Source organism: Paraburkholderia bannensis NBRC 103871, from assembly GCF_000685015.1.
Lineage (GTDB): Bacteria > Pseudomonadota > Gammaproteobacteria > Burkholderiales > Burkholderiaceae > Paraburkholderia > Paraburkholderia bannensis.
Window position 1 is genome coordinate 1 of sequence record NZ_BAYA01000041.1, and the last position, 22,095, is coordinate 22,095.

A 22,095-nucleotide genomic window follows, 5' to 3' on the forward strand; every position below is an offset into this window, starting at 1 on the left:
GCTGCTGTCGGCGACGCCCGCGATCTTCGAGGCAGACCGGCGCGTGAAGATCCGGCTCGAAGGTGAATTGCCGTCGCCGCTGAATCCGCCGTCGGGCTGTACGTTCCATCAGCGTTGTCCGTATGCGATCGAGCGCTGCCGCCAGGAAGTGCCGCAACTTCGCGAAGTCGATGGGCGTCAGGTATCCTGCCATCGTGCAGAGGAGGTGGGGGAATAGGATGCTTGAAGCGACGGCGGCGCGTCGTTTTGCGCGCCGCCAACGTAGAAGCGGCCGTCGCGCCGCTTTGAAATTGCGGGCGTGGGTCTGGCGCCAGGGACGAACGGCGCGCGCTGCGATGGGCGCGGCGCTCGCGCTTGCCGTGGCGCTCGGGCCTTCGCTCGACCGTCCGCTGAGGCTCGCCGGTGCTTCGAATGCCGCCGGTTCGCCGGGTTTGCAGGGTTCGCGCACCTTCATGCCGCGCGCCTTCGGCGCGGGCGCTGCCGCCAATACGCCCGGCGTGCGTCCCCCGGTGCCGGCTTCACGGTTGCCGGGTTCGTCGTCGGGGGGGAGCCTGCCGGGCTTCCACTCGCCGCCCCCCGTGCAGAGCTACGCCTCAGGCACGACCGCGGGCGGCCCGGTGCGCACGCAACCGGCTCGCATGCCGTTCTATGTCGCCACGCGCGGCACCACTACGATCTACCTGCTTGGCACGCTCCACGTGGGCGACCCCGTCGACTACCCGCCGAACCAGCCGTTTCGTGCGCCGATCCTCGCGGCGCTCAACGCGTCGCCTACGCTCGCGCTCGAACTCTCGCCCGACGATCTGCTGGTCTCGCAGGACGATGTGTCGAAATATGGCGTATGCCGCCGTCCGTGCCTCGAACAGATGCTGCCCGAGCCGCTGTGGGCGAAGCTTGCGGCGCGCCTGCGCGGCAATCCCGAGGCGCTCGCCGAAATCCGCAAGATGAAGCCGTGGCTCGCTTCGCTGCTGGTGGAGACCTACGACTCGCTGAGTGCAGGCCTGCAAACCGAGTACGGCACCGAGGCGCAGTTGCAGAACGTCTACCTGCGCCTGAAGGGCCGCCGCGTCGTGGGCCTTGAGCGACTGGGCGAGCAGATGCGCGCCTTCACGAGCCTGAACCTCGCGCAGCAGCGCGAGATGCTGGCGCAGGATCTCGCGCAAACGCCTGCGCAGAATCTCGCCGATGTGCAGACGCTCCTGCGCCTGTGGCGCGTGGGCGACGCCGACGCGATCGCGGCCTGGGAAACCGCGCGGACTGAAAAGCTCTCGCACGATCAACGCGTGGCGGCATCGGTGGACAACCGCATCGTCTACGAGCGCAACCGGCGCTTCGTCGCGCGCATGCAGCAGTACGCGGGGCCGAACAAGCCGTTGTTCGTGGCGATCGGCGCTTTGCATCTGGGCGGGCGCAAGGGCGTGCTGCAACTGCTGCGTCAGCGCGGCTTTACGGTTGATCCGGGCTGAACAGGGCATCCTGCTCGGGCGCCTTACGGGCTCGTGAAGGTTTCCCGGACGTTTTCCCGGGCTTGGGCGCCGGCTTGCGCGTGCTGACGCGCTTCGGCTTTCTCTCCAGCGCTTCGCGCAACGCCGCGATCACCGTGCTCCAGTCGCCCACTTCCTCCTGCCGGAACAATCGCGCGGTGGGATACCACGGCGAGTCCGCGCGCTTTTCGAGCCAGCGCCATTCGCCGTTCGCGGGCACCAGCACCCAGACCGGCTTGCCGAGCGCGCCCGCCAGATGAGCAACCGACGTATCCACCGCGATCACGATATCGAGGTTCATGATGAGCGCAGCGGTATCGCCGAAGTCACGCAGCTCATCGGTGAAATCGTGGAGGGTTGCGCCGGTCTCCAGCGCCGCAAGCTGCGCGCGGGCCGCGTCGCCCTTTTGCAGCGAGAACCAGTGGAGCTTGTCGAGCGCGAATAGCGGAGCAAATGCCGCAAGCGCCACGGAACGGTTGCGGTCGTTGTAGAAGCCTGGATTGCCCGCCCAGACGAGGCCAATCCTGCGATGACCCGCGGCCTTGCCCGCGACCGTTTCCACCCGCGCCTTCCACGCCTCGATCTCGACCTCGCGCGCGAACAGATACGGCACCGTGGCCGGGATCGTGTCGAGTTCCGTCCTGCAAACGGACGGTGCGCTCATTGCGTAGATCCAGTAGTCGTAGTCGCCCGCGGGCTTGCCAGTCCAGGCGCGGTGCACGCCCGGCACCGACTGCGCGAGCAGTTGCAGCGGCTGCGTGATGCAGACATCGACGCTCGCGCCGCGCGCGGCGATCTCGGTGACGTAGCGCACGAACTGGATCTGGTCGCCGTAACCCTGCTCGTGCACCAGCAGCACGCGCTTGCCGTCAAGGGGTTCGCCGCGCCATTCAGCGATGCCTTCGATGTCGAATGGCGCGTAATCGCAGGCACGCCAGCGCCGCGCGTATTCGGCCCAGCCCTCGCGGTATTCGCCGCGCTTGAGCTTGAGCCAGACGAGGTTCTGGCGAGCGTCGGCGTGTTCGGGATCGAGCGCGAGCGCCTGTTCGTAGTAAGGCGCTTCCTCGTCGTTGCGGCCTTGCGCGCCGAGCGACGCGCCCAGGCACACGAGATTGGCCGCGTTGGGCTCCAGCGCCACGGCCTCGCGGTAGCAACGCTCCGCTTCGCGATAGTCGCCGCTCTGGCCGAGCGCGGTGCCCAGGTTCACCCATGCGGCGGCATAGCCAGGCGCGAGGGCGATACAGCGGCGGTAATGCGTGATGGCGGCGGCATCGTCGCCGAGCGCGCGCAGCGCATTGGCCATATTGAAGTGCAGCGCGGCGTCGTCGCCCGCGAGTTCGAGCGCCTCGCGATAGCACGCGAGCGCTTCCTCATAGCGCCCGAGCTTCGCGAGCACGCTGCCGAGATTGAGCCGCGCGTCGGTGGCCGCCGGGTTCAGCGCGAGCGCCGCGCGGCAGTGGCGCGCCGCGCCCGCAAGATCGCCCATGTCGCGCAAGGTGAGCGCGAGATTGTTATGGGCGTCGGCGAAACCGGAATTCAGGCGCAGCGCTTCGCGCAGGTTGTGCGCGGCTTCGCTGTGCAGGCCGAGCGCGCGAGCGGCGAGAGCGCGGTTGCTCCAGCAGATGGCGTCGCTGGGCGCGTGCTGGAGCGCGCGATCCATCAGTTCGAGCGCGCCGCGATGGTCGCCTTGCTGATGCCGCACGACGCCCAGGTAGTGCAGCGCGTCGGTATGAGCCGGGTCTTGCTCGATCAGCGCCTGGTAGACGGCTTGCGCTTCGTCGAGGCGGCCTGCGCCGTGCGCGGCCAGGGCTGCTGAGAAGCGGCTGGCGGAAGAATCGGAGGTCATGGAGATCGTGCGGCTGGCGGGTGCCGCACGCGCTGGGCAGGCTGCGCGGGCCGCTGACCGGATTGTGTAGGGAATCCAACAAGGTACGGATCAGGCTTCCGATCGAGGATCAGAAAAATCCGAAAGTGACGGCGAGACTGACGATGCCACGGGGAACATGCGCGCAGCCCGTCTGCTTTAGTTGGAATCCGATATCGGCGAATGTGCGGTGCTTCTACGATGCGACTTTCCTCTGCTCACTAGCCGCATCATGCTGAATCCACCTTTAGCCGGATCTGCCAGGCCTGACGTTCCCGTCGTTAGCGTCATCACGCCTACATGGCAGCGCGAAGCCATGCTGCCGTTCGCTTATCGCTCGTTCGCGCAGCAGGACGTGGGCGAGTGCGAGTGGATCGTGGTTGACGACAGCGCCGAGCCCAGCGCCTTCATGGCGAGCCTGCGCGACCCGCGCGTGGTGTATCGGCACGTGTCGCAACGCATGAGCATCGGCGAGAAGCGCAACCTCGCGGCCGGTCTCGCGCGCGCCGAGGTCATCGCCCACTTCGACGACGACGAGTTCTACGCGCCGGCGTACCTGCGCACGATGCTCGACCAGATGAAGGCGGGCAACGCGGACATGGTCAAGCTCAGCGCCTTCTTTCTGTATAGCCGCGTGTACGGCCAGTTCGCGTGGTGGGACACGCTGCGCAAGAGCGGGCTGCATTTCCGCTGGAGCCGGCAGCCGATGACATCGCTGAGTTTTCCGACCGAGCACAAGGCATTCGCCGACAACCATCTGGGCTACGGCTTCAGCTATGTCTACACGAAGCGCCTTTGGGCGGCGGGGCCGTTCGAGCCGTCGTCGTTCAACGAGGATGGCGCGTTCACGCAGGCGGCGTGCAGGCGCGGCGCGAAGCTGATGCTGGTCGCCGACGACGTCGGCCTGTGCGTGCACGTGCTGCACGCGTACAACACATCGGCGAGCTTTCCGCAGTACATCCTGCCGGACGCGCTGGTCGCGCAGCATTTCCCGCGCTTCGCCGAGGCGATGCGGGACATGCCGGCGCTCACTCAACCGCTCACCCAACCCACGAGCGCCTGAAGATGCTCAGGCCGCGCCCGCCACGCGCACGCCGATGCCCGCTTCGTCGAGCGCCGCGCGGATGCGCCGCGCGAACGCCAGTGCGTGCGGGCCGTCGCCGTGCAGGCAGATGGTCTGCGCATTGAGCGGCACCCACGCGCCATCGACGGCCTGCACGCGTTGCTCGCGGATCATCGCGAGCGTGCGTGCGAGCACGGTCTCCTCGTCGTCGAGCAGCGCGCCCGGCTCGCTGCGCGGCACGAGCGAGCCGTCGGCGCGATAGCCGCGGTCGGCGAACACTTCCTCGATGGCGACAAGCCCCGCTTCGCGCGCGGCGCTCACGAGCCCGCTGCCCGCGAGTGCAAACACCGTCACCGACGGATCGAAGTCATGCACCGCGGAGACGATCGCATCGGCGATTTTCGCGTCTCGCGCGGCCTGGTTATAGAGCGCGCCGTGCGGCTTCACGTGCGCGATGCGCCCGCCCTCGGCCTGCGCGATCGCCGACAGCGCGCCCAGTTGATACAGCACGCCCGCGTAGATTTCCTCGGCGGGCAGATCCATTTCCTTGCGGCCGAAGTTTTCCGGATCGTTGAAGCTCGGATGCGCGCCGATCGAGACGCCCTTGCCGACGGCCCAGCGCACGCATTCGCGCATCGCGTTGGCGCCGCCCGCGTGCCAGCCGCACGCAATATTGGCCGAGCTCACGAGGTCGAGCAGCGCCTCGTCGGAGCCGCAGCCTTCGCCGAGGTCGGCGTTCAGATCGATGGTGGTCATGGTGGTTCTCTCCGTATTGCCTGACGCCGCCCTCGCTGCCTGGTCCGGGCGGCGAGGGCGCTTGATGCGTTGCCTGCGTGTGATGCAGCGTTGCTCCGGCTGCTTTCGTTGTGGTTATCGCGGGTTATTGCGGGTCATCGCGAACGTGCGCGGCGCTCGTCCTGCATGGCGATCGCCGTGTCGATCTGGCGCAGGTACGCGCGCTCTTCGAGCAGCGCGTGACGCGCGACCGTCGGTGTCGTCTCGACAAATCGCAAGCCCGACGCCAGGCGCACCTGCGCGAGCTTCCAGAGATCCGCGCGTATCACCGCGCCGATCTTCGGATAGCCGCCCGTGGTCTGCGCATCGCTCATCAGCACGATCGGCTGGCCGTTCGGCGGCACCTGGATCGTGCCGGGCAGCACGGCGTGCGAGAGCAGGTCGGCGCTGGCTGCTTCCGGCTCGCGCGCGAGCGGCGTGCCTTCGAGGCGGTAGCCCATGCGGTTGCTGTTGGGCGTGACGCACCACTCGTCGGCCCAGAATGCGCGCTGTGCATCGGGCGTGAAACTGTCGTACTCGGGGCCGCGCAACACGCGTACCGGCACCGCCCACAGCACGCCGTCCGGATGGCGGCCGCGCCGGTGATGCGGTTCATCGACGTAGACGAAGCCGCATTGCGACGGCGCCTTCACGCCGAACGCCGGTGCGCCGGGCGCGAGCGAGGCGCGCTCGCCGCCCGGTGCGAACGACGCGCCCGTGGCGAGCCGGTCGCCGTCCTTGAGCGCACGGCCCGCAAGACCGCCGAAACCGGCCGCCAGGTCGGTGCTGCGCGAGCCGAGCATCGGCAGGACGTCGATGCCGCCCGCCACGCACACGTAGGCACGCATGCCGCGTTTCGCGCCCGGCAGCACGAGTTCCTCGCCTGCCGCGACCGGCAGGCTCCACCACGACCAGACCGGCTTGCCGCCGAGCGTCGCGCCGAAGTCGGTGCCGGTGATGGCCACGCGCGTGGCGCGCGCAAAGCGCAGCGCGACCGGGCCGAAGGTGATTTCGAGACCGGCGGCGTCCGGACGATTGCCGACCAGCCGGTTGCCGACTTCGAGCGCGAGCGTGTCGAGTGCGCCGCCGCTGGCGACGCCCAGATGCCGCAAGCCGTGGCGGCCGAGATCCTGGACTGTGGTGAGCAGACCTGCGCGCAAGACTTCGATCATGCGTGGGCCTCCTCGTTGACGCTTGCGTCGATGCGCTCAATGACGAAGCGCACGCGGTCGCCCGGCATGAGCAGGCTGGGCGGATTGCGCGTGGGATCGAACAGGTTGAGCGCGGTGCGGCCGATCAGTTGCCAGCCGCCGGGCGAGCGCGCGGGATAGATCCCGGTCTGCGCGCCGCCGATGCCGACCGATCCGGCGGGCACGGCCACGCGCGGCGTCGCACGGCGCGGTGCGTGCAACGCGGCGTCGAGGCCACCCAGATAAGCGAAACCGGGCTGGAAGCCGAGGAAGAACACCGTATAGACGCCCGCTGCGTGGCGCGCGGCGACATCGGCGGGAGCGAGGCCCGTGTGGCGCGCGACGGCGCCCAGATCGGGGCCCGCCTCGCCGCCGTAGTGCACAGGGATCTCGACTTCGCGGCCGGTCGCGGCGTCGGACTTGAGCGCGTCGCTGGCGTCGGCATCGTGCCAGGCGGCTTCGAGCGCGCGGGTGAGCGCGACGGCGTCGGCAGCCAGCGCATCGAAAACGATCGTCAGGTTGTTCATGCCGGGCACGACTTCGCGCACGGCGTCCCAGCCGCGCGCGAGCGCGGCCACGGCCCAGATGCGGCGCTGCACGTCGAGCGTGGCGGGCGGCGGCGCTTCGCAGACGAGCGCCTCATCGCCAAGCGGATAAATACGGGGAGCAGGATTGCGCATGAGGTTTGGAATCCGTCGCCAGCGGGCGGCGCGCTGTTCTACGCGATGCGCAGCGCCGGGCACACGGATGGGGTCAAGTTACTTTCTCGACGAATTATCGACAATTTCTGGATAAGCGTTTGCCCCAGGGCACAGCGCGATGCGTCGAACAGACACAGCGGTGAAAGAAACGGCGTGGCGACGTGGGGAAGCTCGTGCTCAACGCGCTTGCAAACGTCCCGCGAGATGCGAGTGCGCATCGGTGACGACGGCGTCGAGCGGCAGGTCGTGCGCTTCCGGTTCGAGCACGCCGTCGTCGATCCGGCACGCCTCCCAGGCGACGCCCACCGTGAGCGGGGGCTGTGCGGCGGGCCAGGCGGCGAGCGTGCGGTCGTAATAGCCGCCGCCGTAACCCAGCCGGTAGCCCGCGCGATCGAAACCCACGCATGGCACCAGCAGCAGATCGGGGAGGGCCAGGTCCTGTGCGTCCTGCGCGGCCGGTTCGGGAATGCCGTGATGGCCTTCGCGCATCGCCGCGTGCGGCGTCCAGAAATAGAACTGCAAGGGTGTGTGACGTTCGTGAATGACCGGCAATGCGGCGCGACGCGATGCATCGGCGGCGAGCCACGCGGCGATCCAGGCGCGCGCATCGAACTCGCCGGGCAACGGCCAGTAAAAACCGATCGTACGGGGCGCGAGATGCGCGATGAGTGCATCGAGATTCGCCGTCAGCGCGGCAGTCGCAACTTCGTCGGAAAAGGCCGCCAGACGGGCCTCGCGAAGCCGTAAACGCCACGTCTTTTTGGCTTCGGCCAAAGGGTTGCGTGCTATGCTTGGGTTCACCTCGCGCTCCAGAAATAACGATGTCCAAACGCCTTGTCCGAGTATATCGCGTGGTCGGTCTCGCACTGACCGCCGCGGCGCTCGTGGCGTGCCGCACGGCCGATGCCGTGCGGCCCGTCGCGCTGCCAGTGGGGGCGACGCTCACGCCCGACGACCAGACTTTCATCCAGCTTCGCGAAGCCGCACGCAACAACGATGCGGGGCGCGCCGCGCAACTCGCCGCGTCGATTCCGGATTATCCGGCGCCTGCGTATCTGGAGTATTTCCAGCTCAAGCCGCAACTGTTCGATTCGCAGGGCCATGCACGCGTGGACGCGCCCGACGCGCCCGTGCTGTCGTTCCTGCAGCGCTATGACGGCCAGGCCATCGCCGACCGTCTGCGCAACGACTATCTGCTGGTGCTGGGCGCGCGCCACGACTGGGCGAACTTCGACAAGCAGTACACGCGCTTCGTGCTCAACGACGACACGCAGGTCAAGTGCTACGCGCTGGAGTCGCGCGCGGCGCGTGGCGACAACGTCGCCGACGATGCGCGCGCGCTGCTCACCGAACCGCGTTATTACGGCGACGGCTGCGTCGACCTGGTCACGGCGCTCGCCATCAAGAACCAGTTCACGAGCAACGACGTCTGGCAGCAGATTCGCCTCGCCTACGAGCAGAACCAGACTTCGACGGGTACGAAGCTCCTCGACGCGCTCGCGCAACGCCCGGATCCCACGGCATTCAGCCAGGCGGTCAGCACGCCGCCGCTCACGCTCGCGCGCGGTGTCGGCGCAGACGACCAGTCGCATCAGCTCGCGCTGCTCGCCGTCACGGTGATGGCGCGCAACGATCCGGCCATGTCGGCTTCCACGTTCGCGGCGGTCGCGCCTTCGCTGACCTCGCCGGAGCGCGCGATCGGCTGGGGCACGATCGGCTACCAGGCGGCGCTCAAGCGCATGCCGGGCGTGCTCGGCTGGTATCGCCTGTCGGCCAACGCACCGCTCTCGTATCCTGCGTACGAATGGCGCACGCGCGCCGCGCTGCTCGGCGGCGACTGGACGATGGTGCGCTGGTCGATCGAACAGATGCCAGCCGCGCTGCGCGCGCAGCCTTCGTGGGTCTACTGGCACGCACGCGCGCTCAAGCAGGCGGGCGAAACGGGCCAGGCGAACCAGGAATTCGCGTCGATCTCGCAGGGCTATAACTTCTACGGCCAGCTCGCCACCGAAGAACTCGGCCAGAAGATCACGATTCCGCCGAAGACGACCGTCAGCGACGCCGACATCGCCCAGGCCGCGCAGACGCCGGGCTTCGCGCTCGCGCAGCGTTTCTACGCGCTCAACCTGCGTCTCGAAGGCAATCGCGAGTGGAACTGGCCGCTGCGCGGCATGAGCGACCGTCAACTGCTGGCCAGCGCCGAGTACGCGAAGCGCATCCAGTTGCTCGACCGTACCGTCAACACGGCCGATAAAACCGTCAGCGAGCATGACTTTTCGCTGCGCTATCTCGCGCCGTTCCGCGACGTGGTGGAGCGCGACGCGCAGACCAACGGCCTCGACGTCGAATGGGCCTATGGCCTGATCCGCCAGGAATCTCGCTTCATCCTCAACGCGAAGTCGGGCGTGGGCGCAAGCGGCCTCATGCAGATCATGCCGGCCACGGCGCAGATGGTCGCGAAGAAGATCGGCATTGGCCCGCTCTCGCGCGATCAATTGAACGATCTCGACACCAACATCCTGCTGGGAACGAACTATTTGTCGATGATCTACAATCAGTTCGATGGCTCTGCCGTGCTCGCCACGGCCGGTTACAACGCCGGGCCGGGACGCCCGCGCGCATGGCGCTCGACCCTGCAAGGCGGCGTCGAAGGGGCCATCTTCGCGGAAACCATTCCGTTCCAGGAAACCCGCGATTACGTGAAAAACGTGTTGTCGAACACGGTCTACTACGCGGCACTGTTCGAAGGCCGTCCGCAGTCGCTCAAGGCGCGTCTCGGCTATATCACTCCTTAAGCCGATTCTGCGCCGCGCGGCGCGCTCCGTGAAAGCAGCGGGGCGCACCGCACGAGCCGCCGGACCTCCTGCGTGAACTGGACGCCGCGCCGCCCAGCTCACGAGGAGGTCGGAGATGCGACATCAAGCCATCGCGGTCATCGGCGGTTCGGGATTCATCGGCAGCCATCTCGTCAACGCACTCGTCGAGGCCGGCAAGGATGTCCGCGTCGCCACCCGGCGGCGTGCCGCGGCCAGCCACCTCACCCTGCTTCCCATCGATGTGATCGAAACCGACGTGACCGATCCGGTCGCGCTCGCCCGTTTCGTGGAAGGCACCGACGCCGTCATCAACCTGGTCGGCACGCTGCACGGCGGCCACGGCAAGCCGTACGGCGCGGGCTTCGCGAAACTGCACGTCGAACTGCCCACCAAAATCGTCGCCGCCTGCGAAGGCAAGAACGTGCATCGGCTCATTCATATGAGTTCGCTGGGCGCCGATCCGCGCGGGCCGAGCATGTACCTGCGCTCGAAGGGCGACGGCGAAAAGGCCGTGCACGCGGCCACGGCGCTGGCCACGACGATCCTGCGGCCGTCCGTCGTGTTCGGGCCCGAGGACAATTTCCTCAACCGTTTTGCCGTGCTGCAAAAGCTCTTTCCGATGATCCCGCTGGGCATGCCGGATGCGAAGTTCCAGCCGGTGTACGTGGGCGACGTGTCGAAGGCGATCGTCAATGTGCTCGATCTCGACGCCGCGAGCGGGCACACTTACGAACTCGGCGGCCCGAGCATCTATACGCTGGAGCAGCTCGTGCAGTATTGCGGCGACGTCGTCGGGCGGCACGCGCGGATCATGCGGCTGCCCAATGCGTTCGCGCGGATGCAGGCGTTTTCGTTCGAACTCGCGCCCGGCGAGCCGGTGCTCACGCGCGACAATCTCGACTCGATGAAGGTCGATAGCGTGATGAGCGGGCCGCTCGCGCCGGAGCTGGGGATCGAGCCGGCCAGCATCGAAACCATCGCGCCGCTCTATCTCGCCGATGCCTCGCTGCGCTCGCGGCTGAACATTTTCCGCGCGAGCGCGGGCCGTTGAACGCCATACTCAATCAACCCACAACCCTCTAACGCTCAACATGAAGCTCGTCATTGGAGACAAGAACTATTCGTCGTGGTCGATGCGCCCCTGGCTGCTGCTCACGCATTTCGGCATCCCGTTCGAGGAAGTGCTGATCGAGCTCGACCAGCCCGGCACAAAGGACGCGATCCTGTCGTTCTCGGCATCGGGCAAGGTGCCTTGCCTGATCGGCGACGACGGTGCGGCCGTGTGGGATTCGCTTGCCATCGCCGAGACGCTCGCCGAGCGCTTCCCGCAGCACGCCATGTGGCCGCGCGATGCGAACGCGCGCGCGCAGGCCCGCAGCGTGAGCGCCGAAATGCACTCGGGCTTCGCCGAGCTGCGCACCCGCATGCCGATGGCGATTCGCACCTCGAAGCCGGGCGCGGGCGCGACGCCCGGCGCGCTCGCCGATGTCGCGCGTATCGATGCGCTCTGGAACGCCTGCCTCGACGCGAGCGGCGGCCCGTTCCTGTTCGGCGAGTTCGGCATTGCCGATGCGATGTACGCGCCGGTCGTGATGCGCTTCAACAGCTACGCGCCGCCGCTCTCGCCGAAGGCCGCCGCCTACGCCGAACGCGTGAGCGCGCTGCCCGCCGTGGCCGCGTGGATCGAAGGCGCGCACAACGAAACGCATCGTATCGGGCATGACGAACTCGACGGCCCGGACGACGGCGACGCATGAAGATCTATGTCGTAGGCGGCGCGATCCGCGATGAAATGCTCGGCCTGCCGGTGCGCGACCGCGACTATGTCGTGGTCGGCGCGACGCCCGAGCAGATGGCCGCGCAGGGTTATCGTCCGGTGGGCAAGGACTTCCCGGTCTTCCTGCATCCGCAGACCCAGGAGGAGTACGCGCTCGCGCGCACCGAGCGCAAGACCGCCGCGGGCTATCACGGCTTCCAGTTCTTCTACGCGCCGGACGTGACGCTCGAAGAAGATCTCGCGCGGCGCGATCTCACGATCAACGCGATGGCGCGCGAGGTGCAGCCTGGCGGCGTCATGACCGGGCCGGTGGTCGATCCGTTCGGCGGCGCGCGCGACCTGAATGCGCGCGTGTTTCGCCACGTGAGCGATGCGTTTCTGGAAGACCCGGTGCGGATCCTGCGCGTGGCGCGCTTCGCCGCGCGTTTTGCCGATTTCAGCATTGCCCCGGAAACCCTGGCGCTCATGCGTGCGATGGTCGAATCGGGCGAGGCCGATGCGCTCGTGCCCGAGCGCGTCTGGCAGGAAGTGTCGCGCGGGCTGATGGAAGCAAAACCTTCGCGCATGTTCGAGGTGCTGCGCGAATGCGGCGCGCTCGCGCGCGTCATGCCCGAGGTCGACAGCCTCTTTGGCGTGCCGCAGCGCGCGGACTATCACCCGGAAGTCGATACCGGCATCCACGTGATGATGGTGATCGACCACGCGGCCGCGCAGGGTTACGCGCTGCCGGTGCGCTTCGCCGCGCTCACGCACGACCTGGGCAAGGCGACCACGCCCGAGGACATCTTGCCGCGCCACATCGGTCATGAAGGACGCAGCGTCGATCTCCTCAAGCCGCTGTGCGACCGCCTGCGCGTGCCCAACGAATGTCGCGATCTCGCGTTGCTGGTCGCGCGCGAGCATGGCAACGTGCATCGCGTGATGGACATGGGCGCGGCGGCGCTCGTGCGCATGCTCGAACGCAGCGACGCACTGCGCAAGCCCGCGCGTTTCGCCGAGGCCTTGCAGGCGTGCGAATCCGATCTGCGCGGGCGCCTGAACTGGGAAAACGCCCCGTATCCGCAAGCCGAGCGTTTGCGCGTGGCGCTGGTGGCGGCGCGTGCGGTGGACGCGGGCGCGATTGCGCGCACGGTGACCGAAGCCAGCGCCGATAAAAACGTCGCGGAGAAGATCAAGGACGCCGTGCACCAGGCGCGGGTGGAATCGGTGGAAGCGGCGCTGACTGCGGAAAGCTGAGCGGGCTTTGGTGGCAAAAGAAAAGGCGCACGCGTGCGCCTTTTCTTATTTGGATCGTTCGCTCTCAGAGCGCGCGCACGATCAACGAGAGCGCCATCGACAGCACGAGCGTCGACATGAACGGCAGCGGGTACTCGCGGCCGAAGAGCCGCAGCGTGACGTCGCCGGGCAGCCGGCCGATGCCGAGCTTGCGCAGCCACGGCTGTGCGCCCGACAGGATCGCGACGGCAATGAAAGTGGTGATGAACCAGCGGATCATGGTCGCGCGTTCCAGTGGGTATCGTTAAAGCGGTTATCGTTCGAGCCGATGGGGTTAAAGCGTATGGCTGCGGTCGCCGCGAGCGAACGCAGCAATCGTCGAGTCGATGCCGCGCGAGAATGCGATCACCTTGAACAGCTCGCCCATTTCGGCTTCCGAAACGAGTTTTTGCACAGCGTTGGCGGCAGGGATGAAGCGCGCGACATCGTTGACATCGATTTCGCTGAGCACCTCGGTGATGCCCGCGTTCATCAGGAAGCGCGCCTGCGAGGTGTAGCCGAGCAGGTCAGCGCCGGTCTCGACGCCCGCCTGGGCGATGCCCGTGAATTCGACGTGCGCGGTGATGTCCTGCAAGCCGGGGTAGAGGAACGGATCGTCGTGCGCGCGGTGACGGTAGTGGCACATCAGCGTGCCCTGCACGCGCTGCGGGTGGTAGTACTCGCTTTCCGGAAAGCCGTAGTCGATAAAAAACACCGCGCCGCGCGTGAGCATCGCGCAGACCGTGCGCGTGAAGGCGAGTGCGGCTTCGTGCGTCTCCGCCACGTAATCATAGCTGCCGTCGATGGCGGCCAGCACGCTGCCCGGTACGCCCTGGGCCCAGTCGGCGTCGCGCCCGCTCATGGCGGGGCGGTCGGAGAACACAAAAGCGTGGTCGTCGTTCACGGCCACGCCGCGCTCGTGCCACACCGCGTCCTTGCGCGCGAAGAGGCGCACCGGCATGGCGTCGAGCACCTCGTTGCCGATCACGACGCCTTCGAAGCTCGCGGGCAACGCGTCGAGCCACTGCACGCGCTCAAGCAGATGCGGCGCGCGCTGCGCGAGGGTTTCGCGCTGACGCTCGCGCAGTTCGCCCGACAGATCGACGATTGCGTAGGAATCGAACGGCACGCCCTGCGCTTCGAGCGCGAGCATGACGCCCGCCGCAAGCCGCCCCGTGCCCGCGCCGAACTCCATCAGTGCGCGCGTGCCGCTGGCCGCGAGCGCTTCGCCGACCGCGCGCGCGAGCGTGGCGGCGAACAGCGGCGACATCTCGGGCGCGGTCACGAAGTCGCTGCCATCGTCGGCGAGCAGGCCGAACTTGCGCGAGCCGCCGCTGTAATAACCGAGTCCCGGCGCGTAGAGCGCGCGCTCCATATAGCGGTCGAACGGCAGCCAGCCGCCCGCGGCGGCGATCTCCGCGCGCAGGGTTGCGGCGAGCGCCTCGGACTGCGCGAGCGCGATCGGCTCGGGAACAGGTAAACTAGCGGGTTCGTGAGCTTTCGGATTCATCCCGGCATTGTAAATGAGCGCATCTTCCGGCATCGGCGTAACGGATCGCGAGATCGGCGGCATCGCACAGGCGGGCAAATCGGTATCCGACCCTGCATCTAGCCCTGCGCGAGTCGTGCTGGTGACGGGCGGCGCGCGCCGTATCGGCCGGGCGCTGTCGGTGGGTTTTGCGGCGCGCGGCTGGGACGTCGCGGTGCATTACGGCGAATCGGCCGATGAAGCCGAGGAAGTCGTCGCCGAAATCCGCGCGATGGGCCGCCGGGCGATTGCCCTGCACGCCGACCTGGCCAACGAGGCGCAAGTGGCGCGGCTCGTGCCGGACTGCGTGGCGGCGCTGGGGCTGCCCGCGTGCGTGATCAACAATGCTTCGCGCTTTGAGGAAGACACGGCGCGCGACGTCGGCTACGAACGCCTGCAGCATCTGATGGCGATTAACGTCGGCGCACCGCTCGTGCTCGCGCGCATGCTCTGGGCCGCGACGCCCGAAGCCGCCGTGGACGACGAGACGCTGCGCACCTGCGTCATCAACGTGCTCGACCAGAAGCTGTACAACATGAATCCGGACTACCTGTCGTACACGCTGACCAAGGCCGCCTTGCAGAACGCGACCGTGGCGCTGGCCCAGGCGCTGGCGCCGAAGCTGCGCGTGGTGGGACTCGCGCCGGGACTGACGCTGCAATCAGGCGACCAGACGCAGGACGGCTTTGCCGCTGCCCACAAGGTGACGCCGCTTGGGCGCGCGTCGCGGCCGAACGATCTCGTCGAAGCCGCGCTGTATCTGGCGCAGGCTGGCGGCGTGACCGGCACGACGCTCGTCGTCGATGGCGGCCAGCATCTGGTGCCGCTGCCGCGCGACGTGATGTTTTTGACGGGCGGCTGAGCCACCTTGCGTGATTGTGCGACTGCAAGACTGAGTGCGTCATGAAACGCAACTAAATGAATTTACCGCTGCCCCTACCCAAGCGCACGCTCCGCGTGCGGCTGGGCCGGCAGGGGCGGGGCGGCCGGCCTGACCGGTCAAACGGATCGACGCGTCCGGCGATACTGCCGGAGCCGCCCGATCGCCGGCCCGAACCCCGCGCAAGCGGGCGCGCAACCTTGCCGCCCACGCGCTTTGCAAGATCAACCGTATGACCTTCCGGGCGCCCGCGCCCGCGAGACGTGCCGAATCCGCAACACGACGCACGCTTTTATCGACTGGAACGAACATGTCCGCCGTACTCCTGCATCCCCGGCTCGCCGACTGCCGCCGCCTTTTCCTGCGCAACTACGAAGTGCACATCAACATCGGCGTGCATGACTTCGAAAAACGCGGCGAACAGCGCGTCGTGATCAATGTCGACCTGTATGTGCCGCTCGCCTCGACCACGCCGCGCGAAGACAAGCTGCGCGAAGTCGTCGACTACGACTTCATGCGCGCGACCGTCGCCGCACGTATCGGCCAGGGCCATATCCATCTGCAGGAAACGCTCGTGGACGAGCTCGCCAATGCACTGCTCGCGCACGAACAGGTGCGTGCGGTGCGCGTGTCGACCGAAAAGCCCGACGTCTATCCGGACTGCGACGCCGTGGGCGTCGAAGTGTTCCGTATCAAGGAGGACTGAGCCATGAACGCACCCGAAACGCTGCCCGTGGATCAGCTCCAGAACGGCACGACTGAAGCGACCGACACGCCCGAGGTGAACACGCCCGAAGCCAGCGGCCGCCAGGCGCTGACCAGGCGCGAGCAGAAGGAAGCCTACGAGAACAACAAGCTGTACAAGCGCATCGTGCGTCAGGTCGGCCAGGCGATCGGCGACTACAACATGATCGAGGACGGCGACAAGGTCATGGTCTGCCTGTCCGGCGGCAAGGACAGCTATGCGATGCTCGACGTGCTGATGCGCCTGCGCGAGCGTGCGCCGATCGACTTTTCGATCGTCGCCGTGAACCTCGACCAGAAGCAGCCGGGCTTTCCGGAGCACATCCTGCCTGCGTATCTCGACAAGATCGGCGTGCCGTATCACATCGAGAACCAGGACACCTACAGCATCGTCAAGCGCCTCGTGCCCGAGGGCAAGACGACCTGCTCGCTGTGTTCGCGCCTGCGCCGCGGCATCCTGTACCGCGTGGCGGGCGAGCTGGGCGCGACCAAGATCGCGCTCGGCCACCATCGCGACGACATCCTGCAAACGCTGCTGCTGAACATGTTCTACGGCGGCAAGCTCAAGGGCATGCCGCCCAAGCTGCAGTCGGACGACGGCAAGAACATCGTGATCCGCCCGCTCGCCTACGTGAAGGAAACCGATCTGGAGAAGTACGCCGAACTGCGCGAATTCCCGATCATTCCGTGCAACCTGTGCGGCAGCCAGCCCAACCTGAAGCGCGCGGAAATGAAGGCGCTGATCCGCGAATGGGACAAGCGCTTCCCGGGCCGCATCGAGAACATGTTCAACGCGCTCGGCAATGTCGTGCCGTCGCACCTCATGGACGCGTCGCTGTTCGACTTCAAGGGCCTGCGCACGACGGGCGAAGCCGACCCGAACGGCGATATCGCCTTCGACGAAGATCCGTGCTCGACCGAAACCTCCGCGCCCGCCGAAGGCGCGACGATCCAGTTCCGACCCTTCGACGAGATCTGATCGACGGGTTTCATCGCAGCGCTTGCGAAAGCGCATCAGACCCCAAGGCGGCCGCGAGTGCACAATTCCGGCCGCTTTTTCACGTCTGCTTTCAAGCGGATGAGAAGTGTGTAAAAGAGTGTTCTATTCGGCTGCAAGCGCCTTGTGGTGGGGCGTTTTGAGAATAGCCCACATGCTAGAATCGATCGCTTCATTCCCACTCAAGTCATCGATGCAATGAACATCGTGATCCTCGCGGCAGGCATGGGCAAACGCATGCACTCCGCGCTGCCGAAAGTGCTTCACCCTCTCGCAGGCCAGCCGCTCCTCTCGCACGTCATCGACACTGCCCGCAGTCTTGAGCCGTCGCGCCTCGTGGTCGTGATCGGCCATGGCGGCGACGCCGTGCGTGCGGCTGTCGGCGCGCCCGACGTGCAGTTCGCCGTGCAGGAACAGCAGCTCGGCACCGGCCATGCGCTTGCGCAGGCTCTGCCGCTGCTCGACCCGAACGTGCCCACGCTCGTGCTCTACGGCGACGTGCCGCTCACGCGCGCCTCCACGCTCAAGCGCCTGACCGATGCGGCGGGCGCGAACGCCTACGGCATCCTCACGGTGACGCTCGATAACCCCACGGGTTACGGCCGCATCGTGCGCGGCGCGACCGGCTCGGTCATCCGCATCGTCGAGCAGAAGGACGCCAGCGACGACGAACGCCTGATCGACGAGATCAACACCGGCATCGTCGTCACGCCGACCGCGCCGCTCGCGGGCTGGCTCGCGGCGCTCGGCAACGACAACGCGCAGGGCGAGTATTACCTCACCGATGTCGTGGAAGCGGCTATCAAGGCCGGCCATCCGGTCGTCACGGCGCAGCCCGACGAGGAATGGGAAACGCTCGGCGTGAACAGCAAGCAGCAGCTGGCCGAACTCGAACGCGTGTATCAGCGCAACGCCGCCGATTCGCTGCTGGTCGCGGGCGTCACGCTCGCCGATCCGGCGCGCTTCGACCTGCGTGGCTCGATGCGCTGCGGGCGCGACGTGTTCATCGACGTGAACTGCGTGTTCGAAGGCAACGTGACGCTGGGCGACAACGTGCGCATCGGCCCGAACTGCGTGATCCGCGATGCCGAGATCGGCGCGGGCACGCGCGTGGACGCGTACACGCATATCGAAAGCGCGAAGGTGGGCGCGAATGCGGTGCTCGGCCCTTACGCGCGTCTGCGTCCGGGCGCGCAGCTCGCCGACGAAGTCCACGTAGGCAATTTCGTCGAAGTGAAGAACGCCAATATCGGCGTCGGCTCGAAGGCCAATCACCTGAGCTATGTCGGTGACGCCGATGTGGGCGCGGGCGTGAACATCGGCGCGGGCACCATCACCTGCAATTACGACGGCGCGAACAAGCATCGCACCGTGATCGAGGATCAGGTGTTCGTCGGCTCGGACACGCAGCTCGTCGCGCCGGTGCGCGTGGGCCGCGGCGTGACCATCGCGGCGGGCACGACGGTGTGGAAGGATGTGCCGGAAGGCGCGCTCGTCCTCAACGAAAAGACCCAGATCGAAAAGACCGGCTACGTTCGGCCGGTGAAAAAGAAAAGCTGAACGGCAGGACAAGCAGAACAAGCAGGACACTCAAGGCGGCGGCGCGCATTTCCCGCGTCACAAGCGCAGCGCGCGCCGCCTCGCCTCTCATTGCAAAGGATCGAACTCCATGTGCGGCATCGTCGGCGCAGTAGCGCAACGTAATATCGTTCCCGTTCTCATCGAAGGGCTGCGGCGGCTCGAATACCGCGGCTACGACTCGTGCGGCGTGGCCACCGTCACGGCGGCTGGCCCGCAGCGCGTGCGCAGCGTCTCGCGCGTGGCCGAACTCGACGAGCAGGTGCGCGAGTCGCATTTCGAAGGCGTGACCGGCATCGCGCACACGCGCTGGGCCACCCACGGCGCGCCGACCGTCAACAACGCGCACCCGATCTTCTCGCGCGACGCGCTGGCGATCGTGCACAACGGCATCATCGAGAACTACGAAGCGCTGCGCGAAATGCTCAAGGGCCGTGGCTACGAGTTCGTCTCGCAGACCGACACCGAAGTCATCGCGCACCTGATCCACAGCCTCTACAAGGGCGACCTGTTCGCCGCCGTGCGCGAAGCCGTGCAGCAGCTGGCGGGCGCTTACGCGATCGGCGTGGTGCACAAGGATCAGCCGCATGTGGTCGTGGGCGCGCGCGCGGGCTCGCCGCTCGTCGTGGGCTACGGCGAAGGCGAAGCGTTCATCGCTTCGGACGCGCTCGCCATCGCGGGCAGCGCCAACCGCATCAGCTACCTGGAAGAAGGCGACGTCTGCGAGATCTCGCTCGAAGGCGTGCGTATCGCCGATCGCGCGGGCAACCTCGTCACGCGCGAATCGCGCGACGTGCAGGCGTACGGCGGCGCGGTCGATCTCGGCCCGTATCGCCATTACATGCAGAAGGAAATCTTCGAGCAGCCGCGCGCGATCTCGGACACGATTCCGGCGCTCGACGAAGCGTTCGATCCGGTGCTGTTCGGCGAGAATGCCGGCGAAGTCTTCAAGGGCATCGACAGCATCCTGATCCTCGCCTGCGGCACGAGCTACTACGCGGGCCTGACGGCCAAGTACTGGCTCGAAACCGTTGCGAAGATCCGCACGGACGTGGAAATCGCCAGCGAATACCGCTACCGCGAATCGGTGCCGAACCCGCGCTCGCTGGTCGTGACGATCTCGCAGTCGGGCGAAACGGCGGACACGCTGGCCGCGCTCAAGCACGCGCAGTCGCTCGGCATGGAGCACACGCTGGCCGTGTGCAACGTGGCGACGAGCGCGATGGTGCGCCTGACCGAATTCAAGTTCCTCACGCACGCGGGCCGCGAAATTGGCGTGGCGTCGACCAAGGCGTTCACGACGCAGCTCGTCGGCCTGTTCATCCTCGCGGTGACGCTGGGCAAGCTGCGCGGGCAGGTGAACGCCCAGCAGGAAGCCGAATATCTCAAGCTGTTGCGCCACCTGCCGGCAGCGCTCAACGGCGTGCTGGCGCTGGAGCCGCAGATCATCGCGTGGTCGGAGGAATTCGCGCGCAAGGAAAACGCGCTGTTCCTCGGCCGCGGGCTGCATTACCCGATCGCGCTGGAAGGCGCGCTCAAGCTCAAGGAAATCTCCTACATCCACGCGGAAGCGTATCCGGCGGGCGAGCTCAAGCACGGCCCGCTCGCGCTGGTGACGGAAGCCATGCCGGTCGTGACGGTCGCACCCAACGACGCGCTGCTCGAAAAGCTCAAGTCGAACATGCAGGAAGTGCGTGCGCGCGGCGGCCAGCTCTACGTGTTCGCCGACGCCGATACGCACATCACGAGCGAAGAGGGCATCCACGTGATCCGCATGCCGGAGCACTACGGCCTGCTCTCGCCGATCCTGCACGTCGTGCCGTTGCAGATGCTCGCGTATCACACGGCCAGCGCCCGTGGCACCGACGTCGACAAGCCGCGTAACCTCGCGAAGTCGGTGACGGTCGAATAAGGCTGTTCGAATAGCGATTGCGCAGATGGGATAGAAAGGCGCCGGACGAAAATCCGGCGCCTTTTTCTTTTGCCGATGCGCTTCGCATGGAAGATTTGCAGGCATCCGCAATTGATGCAGACTGGCGCCAGTTTGCTTTCCTCTGACGGATCGACGCGTAACGCGCCCGACCGCCGGACGGACAATCGAGGGGGCGTGGTCTTATGGTTCGATGGGGATGGCTCGCTGCGCTGGTGCTCTGCATGGCGGCGCAGGCTGGCGAGCTTGACGCAAGCAACGACGGCAGCAGCGCCGCCTCCGACGTGAGCGTCGCGGCGAGCGCGAATGCCTGCTCGCATGCCTATACCGCGCCAATCGCCGATACGACGCTGCCGGCGAGTTCGCTCACTCGCCCTCAAGGCCGCGTCACCGACCTCACAGGCGTGCTCTCAGAGGCCTGCAAAGCCGATCTCACCGAACGCCTCGCTACGCTCGAACAGCAGACCGGCGATCAACTGGCCGTGCTGCTCGTGCCTGGCACCGGCAGCGACTCCATCGAGCAATACGCCACGAAGATCTTCGAGCAATGGAAACTTGGGCATAAGCAGGTCGACAACGGCATCCTGCTGGTCGCGGCGCTGCATGACCACCACGTGCGTATCGAAGTGGGCTACGGGCTGGAAGGCACGATTCCCGATGTGGTCGCCGGGCGCATCATTCACGAACTTATCGTGCCCGCGTTTCGCGGGCAGAACTACGAAAGCGGGATCAGCGCGGCAGTGGACGAGCTGACGCTGCGGCTGGGCGGCCGCGCCGCCACCAATGCGCCTAATGATGCCGCCACGCCGCAGCAACCGGACGAGACCATCCGCGCAACGCCTTCGCTGACCCCCAGCCCGCCGCCGGAGGATCACGCTGGCAGGCCGTTCTTCTGGTGCACGTTCGCGCTGCTCAACGTCGCTTTCGGCGCCGTCGCCGCGTGGCGCAAGATGACCTGGGGCTACAGGCTGGGCGGCGGCTATGTCGTCACGGCGCTCGCTGCGCTCTTTTTCGCGTCGCCTGCGATTCTCGGGCCTGGCCTTCAGGGTGCGGGCGGCACGTTGCTGCTGCCCGCGCTGTTGCTGCCCGCCATCTTCAGCTGGCCGCTGGTGGGCCTGGGGCACGGTCTGTTCGTCTCGAAGAAGGTGCGCCAGTACACGGGCGTCTCGTTCGGCGCGCTGTGCGCATCGGTGCTCGCGGGCTGCGCGATGGGTTACGGCTTCGTCAGCGTGCTGCTGGTGATGACGCTGTTCGTGACCGTGATGGCGCTGATCGTCGCCTGGCTGGAGGCCACGATGCGCTTTGCGCGCGGCGGGAGCCACGCGGATTCTTCGACCGGTACGTCGTACAGCACTGGCTGGATTTCGAGTTCCAACTCCGATACGTCCAGTTCCTCGTCGTCAGGTTCCGACTGGTCGGGCGGCGACGGAGGTTCGAGCGGCGGTGGCGGCGCGTCGGGCAGCTGGTGAAGCACGGCCACGCCCCAGCAGTACAACGTGCAGATCCGTCAGTTTC

General features: G+C 67.0%; 20 protein-coding genes. 13 read left to right on the forward strand and 7 right to left on the reverse strand.

The window, feature by feature from the left end:
* Window positions 1–217 (forward strand): oligopeptide/dipeptide ABC transporter ATP-binding protein (locus BBA01S_RS44170; protein ID WP_027819124.1); only part of this gene is annotated, 217 nt, incomplete at its 5' end.
* 1 nt (window position 218) lies between these two features.
* Complete coding sequence (locus tag BBA01S_RS35050; RefSeq protein ID WP_027820502.1) at window positions 219–1,466, forward strand: TraB/GumN family protein; 1,248 nt, start codon at window positions 219–221, stop codon at window positions 1,464–1,466.
* Here the strand turns inward: BBA01S_RS35050 and BBA01S_RS44175 are convergent.
* A complete protein-coding gene (locus tag BBA01S_RS44175; RefSeq protein ID WP_063750590.1) occupies window positions 1,447–3,330 on the reverse strand; it encodes a tetratricopeptide repeat protein in 1,884 nt (627 codons plus the stop codon). The genes BBA01S_RS35050 and BBA01S_RS44175 overlap by 20 nt on opposite strands.
* Window positions 3,331–3,580: 250 nt before the next feature.
* On the opposite strand from BBA01S_RS44175, the gene BBA01S_RS44180 reads away from it, so the two are divergent.
* The gene (locus BBA01S_RS44180) at window positions 3,581–4,411 is read left to right on the forward strand and encodes a glycosyltransferase family 2 protein (protein ID WP_042298410.1); all 831 of its coding nucleotides are present in this window, start codon (window positions 3,581–3,583) and stop codon (window positions 4,409–4,411) included.
* A 6-nt stretch (window positions 4,412–4,417) separates the two neighbouring features.
* On the opposite strand, the gene pxpA is transcribed toward BBA01S_RS44180, so the two are convergent.
* From pxpA to BBA01S_RS35080, 4 genes are all read right to left on the reverse strand, one after another.
* Window positions 4,418–5,167 carry a 5-oxoprolinase subunit PxpA gene (gene pxpA, locus BBA01S_RS35065; RefSeq protein WP_027820503.1) on the reverse strand — a complete coding sequence of 250 codons (750 nt, stop codon included), beginning with the start codon at window positions 5,165–5,167 and terminating at the stop codon, window positions 4,418–4,420.
* Between the two features lie 134 nt (window positions 5,168–5,301).
* The gene (locus BBA01S_RS35070; protein ID WP_027820504.1) at window positions 5,302–6,357 is read right to left on the reverse strand and encodes a 5-oxoprolinase subunit C family protein; all 1,056 of its coding nucleotides are present in this window, start codon (window positions 6,355–6,357) and stop codon (window positions 5,302–5,304) included.
* A complete protein-coding gene (pxpB, locus tag BBA01S_RS35075) occupies window positions 6,354–7,055 on the reverse strand; it encodes a 5-oxoprolinase subunit PxpB (protein ID WP_042298411.1) in 702 nt (233 codons plus the stop codon). Before pxpB ends, BBA01S_RS35070 begins: the two co-directional genes overlap by 4 nt.
* Before the next feature lie 198 nt (window positions 7,056–7,253).
* The gene (locus tag BBA01S_RS35080; protein ID WP_042298418.1) at window positions 7,254–7,889 is read right to left on the reverse strand and encodes a 5-formyltetrahydrofolate cyclo-ligase; all 636 of its coding nucleotides are present in this window, start codon (window positions 7,887–7,889) and stop codon (window positions 7,254–7,256) included.
* 8 nt (window positions 7,890–7,897) lie between these two features.
* Here BBA01S_RS35080 and BBA01S_RS35085 point away from each other — a divergent pair, with 8 nt between their 5' ends.
* The 4 genes from BBA01S_RS35085 (at window position 7,898) to BBA01S_RS35100 (ending at window position 12,905) form a co-directional block, all read left to right on the forward strand.
* Window positions 7,898–9,871 carry a lytic transglycosylase domain-containing protein gene (locus BBA01S_RS35085; protein WP_027820507.1) on the forward strand — a complete coding sequence of 658 codons (1,974 nt, stop codon included), beginning with the start codon at window positions 7,898–7,900 and terminating at the stop codon, window positions 9,869–9,871.
* 115 nt (window positions 9,872–9,986) lie between these two features.
* A complete protein-coding gene (locus BBA01S_RS35090; RefSeq protein ID WP_027820508.1) occupies window positions 9,987–10,943 on the forward strand; it encodes a complex I NDUFA9 subunit family protein in 957 nt (318 codons plus the stop codon).
* A 40-nt stretch (window positions 10,944–10,983) separates the two neighbouring features.
* On the forward strand, window positions 10,984–11,649 hold the full coding sequence (locus tag BBA01S_RS44185; protein WP_042298412.1) for a glutathione S-transferase family protein: 666 nt from the start codon (window positions 10,984–10,986) through the stop codon (window positions 11,647–11,649).
* Window positions 11,646–12,905, forward strand: coding sequence for a multifunctional CCA addition/repair protein (locus tag BBA01S_RS35100; protein WP_027820509.1), 1,260 nt, complete (start codon window positions 11,646–11,648; stop codon window positions 12,903–12,905). The genes BBA01S_RS44185 and BBA01S_RS35100 overlap by 4 nt, the downstream gene beginning before the upstream one ends.
* A 64-nt stretch (window positions 12,906–12,969) precedes the next feature.
* On the opposite strand, the gene BBA01S_RS35105 is transcribed toward BBA01S_RS35100, so the two are convergent.
* A complete protein-coding gene (locus tag BBA01S_RS35105) occupies window positions 12,970–13,164 on the reverse strand; it encodes a DUF2905 domain-containing protein (RefSeq protein WP_027820510.1) in 195 nt (64 codons plus the stop codon).
* Between the two features lie 54 nt (window positions 13,165–13,218).
* Window positions 13,219–14,433: a class I SAM-dependent methyltransferase gene (locus tag BBA01S_RS35110; protein ID WP_027820511.1), complete on the reverse strand. Its 1,215-nt coding sequence runs from the start codon at window positions 14,431–14,433 to the stop codon at window positions 13,219–13,221.
* A gap of 13 nt (window positions 14,434–14,446) precedes the next feature.
* Here BBA01S_RS35110 and BBA01S_RS35115 point away from each other — a divergent pair, with 13 nt between their 5' ends.
* From BBA01S_RS35115 to BBA01S_RS35140, 6 genes are all read left to right on the forward strand, one after another.
* On the forward strand, window positions 14,447–15,313 hold the full coding sequence (locus BBA01S_RS35115; protein WP_084162733.1) for an SDR family oxidoreductase: 867 nt from the start codon (window positions 14,447–14,449) through the stop codon (window positions 15,311–15,313).
* A gap of 328 nt (window positions 15,314–15,641) precedes the next feature.
* Entirely contained in the window at window positions 15,642–16,037 is a 396-nt protein-coding gene (locus tag BBA01S_RS35120; RefSeq protein WP_027820513.1) for a dihydroneopterin aldolase, read from the forward strand.
* A 3-nt stretch (window positions 16,038–16,040) separates the two neighbouring features.
* The gene (gene ttcA / locus BBA01S_RS35125) at window positions 16,041–17,054 is read left to right on the forward strand and encodes a tRNA 2-thiocytidine(32) synthetase TtcA (protein WP_027820514.1); all 1,014 of its coding nucleotides are present in this window, start codon (window positions 16,041–16,043) and stop codon (window positions 17,052–17,054) included.
* A gap of 216 nt (window positions 17,055–17,270) precedes the next feature.
* Window positions 17,271–18,632, forward strand: coding sequence for a bifunctional UDP-N-acetylglucosamine diphosphorylase/glucosamine-1-phosphate N-acetyltransferase GlmU (gene glmU / locus BBA01S_RS35130; protein ID WP_027820515.1), 1,362 nt, complete (start codon window positions 17,271–17,273; stop codon window positions 18,630–18,632).
* A gap of 109 nt (window positions 18,633–18,741) precedes the next feature.
* The gene (gene glmS, locus BBA01S_RS35135) at window positions 18,742–20,562 is read left to right on the forward strand and encodes a glutamine--fructose-6-phosphate transaminase (isomerizing) (protein ID WP_027820516.1); all 1,821 of its coding nucleotides are present in this window, start codon (window positions 18,742–18,744) and stop codon (window positions 20,560–20,562) included.
* Between the two features lie 203 nt (window positions 20,563–20,765).
* On the forward strand, window positions 20,766–22,049 hold the full coding sequence (locus BBA01S_RS35140; RefSeq protein WP_027820517.1) for a TPM domain-containing protein: 1,284 nt from the start codon (window positions 20,766–20,768) through the stop codon (window positions 22,047–22,049).
* The last annotated feature ends 46 nt before the right edge of the window (window positions 22,050–22,095 follow it).

What these genes read in the sequence shown, in the direction of transcription:
- BBA01S_RS44175 (WP_063750590.1), bottom strand. Translation starts at nt 3,330, where the DNA reads ATGACCTCCGATTCTTCCGCCAGCCGCTTCTCAGCAGCCCTGGCCGCG.
- glmU (WP_027820515.1), top strand. Translation starts at nt 17,271, where the DNA reads ATGAACATCGTGATCCTCGCGGCAGGCATGGGCAAACGCATGCACTCC.
- BBA01S_RS35085 (WP_027820507.1), top strand. Translation starts at nt 7,898, where the DNA reads ATGTCCAAACGCCTTGTCCGAGTATATCGCGTGGTCGGTCTCGCACTG.
- BBA01S_RS44180 (WP_042298410.1), top strand. Translation starts at nt 3,581, where the DNA reads ATGCTGAATCCACCTTTAGCCGGATCTGCCAGGCCTGACGTTCCCGTC.
- BBA01S_RS35110 (WP_027820511.1), bottom strand. Translation starts at nt 14,433, where the DNA reads ATGAATCCGAAAGCTCACGAACCCGCTAGTTTACCTGTTCCCGAGCCG.
- BBA01S_RS35115 (WP_084162733.1), top strand. Translation starts at nt 14,447, where the DNA reads ATGAGCGCATCTTCCGGCATCGGCGTAACGGATCGCGAGATCGGCGGC.
- pxpB (WP_042298411.1), bottom strand. Translation starts at nt 7,055, where the DNA reads ATGCGCAATCCTGCTCCCCGTATTTATCCGCTTGGCGATGAGGCGCTC.
- pxpA (WP_027820503.1), bottom strand. Translation starts at nt 5,167, where the DNA reads ATGACCACCATCGATCTGAACGCCGACCTCGGCGAAGGCTGCGGCTCC.
- ttcA (WP_027820514.1), top strand. Translation starts at nt 16,041, where the DNA reads ATGAACGCACCCGAAACGCTGCCCGTGGATCAGCTCCAGAACGGCACG.
- BBA01S_RS35100 (WP_027820509.1), top strand. Translation starts at nt 11,646, where the DNA reads ATGAAGATCTATGTCGTAGGCGGCGCGATCCGCGATGAAATGCTCGGC.
- BBA01S_RS35140 (WP_027820517.1), top strand. Translation starts at nt 20,766, where the DNA reads ATGGTTCGATGGGGATGGCTCGCTGCGCTGGTGCTCTGCATGGCGGCG.
- BBA01S_RS35070 (WP_027820504.1), bottom strand. Translation starts at nt 6,357, where the DNA reads ATGATCGAAGTCTTGCGCGCAGGTCTGCTCACCACAGTCCAGGATCTC.
- BBA01S_RS35105 (WP_027820510.1), bottom strand. Translation starts at nt 13,164, where the DNA reads ATGATCCGCTGGTTCATCACCACTTTCATTGCCGTCGCGATCCTGTCG.
- glmS (WP_027820516.1), top strand. Translation starts at nt 18,742, where the DNA reads ATGTGCGGCATCGTCGGCGCAGTAGCGCAACGTAATATCGTTCCCGTT.
- BBA01S_RS35120 (WP_027820513.1), top strand. Translation starts at nt 15,642, where the DNA reads ATGTCCGCCGTACTCCTGCATCCCCGGCTCGCCGACTGCCGCCGCCTT.
- BBA01S_RS44185 (WP_042298412.1), top strand. Translation starts at nt 10,984, where the DNA reads ATGAAGCTCGTCATTGGAGACAAGAACTATTCGTCGTGGTCGATGCGC.
- BBA01S_RS35090 (WP_027820508.1), top strand. Translation starts at nt 9,987, where the DNA reads ATGCGACATCAAGCCATCGCGGTCATCGGCGGTTCGGGATTCATCGGC.
- BBA01S_RS35050 (WP_027820502.1), top strand. Translation starts at nt 219, where the DNA reads ATGCTTGAAGCGACGGCGGCGCGTCGTTTTGCGCGCCGCCAACGTAGA.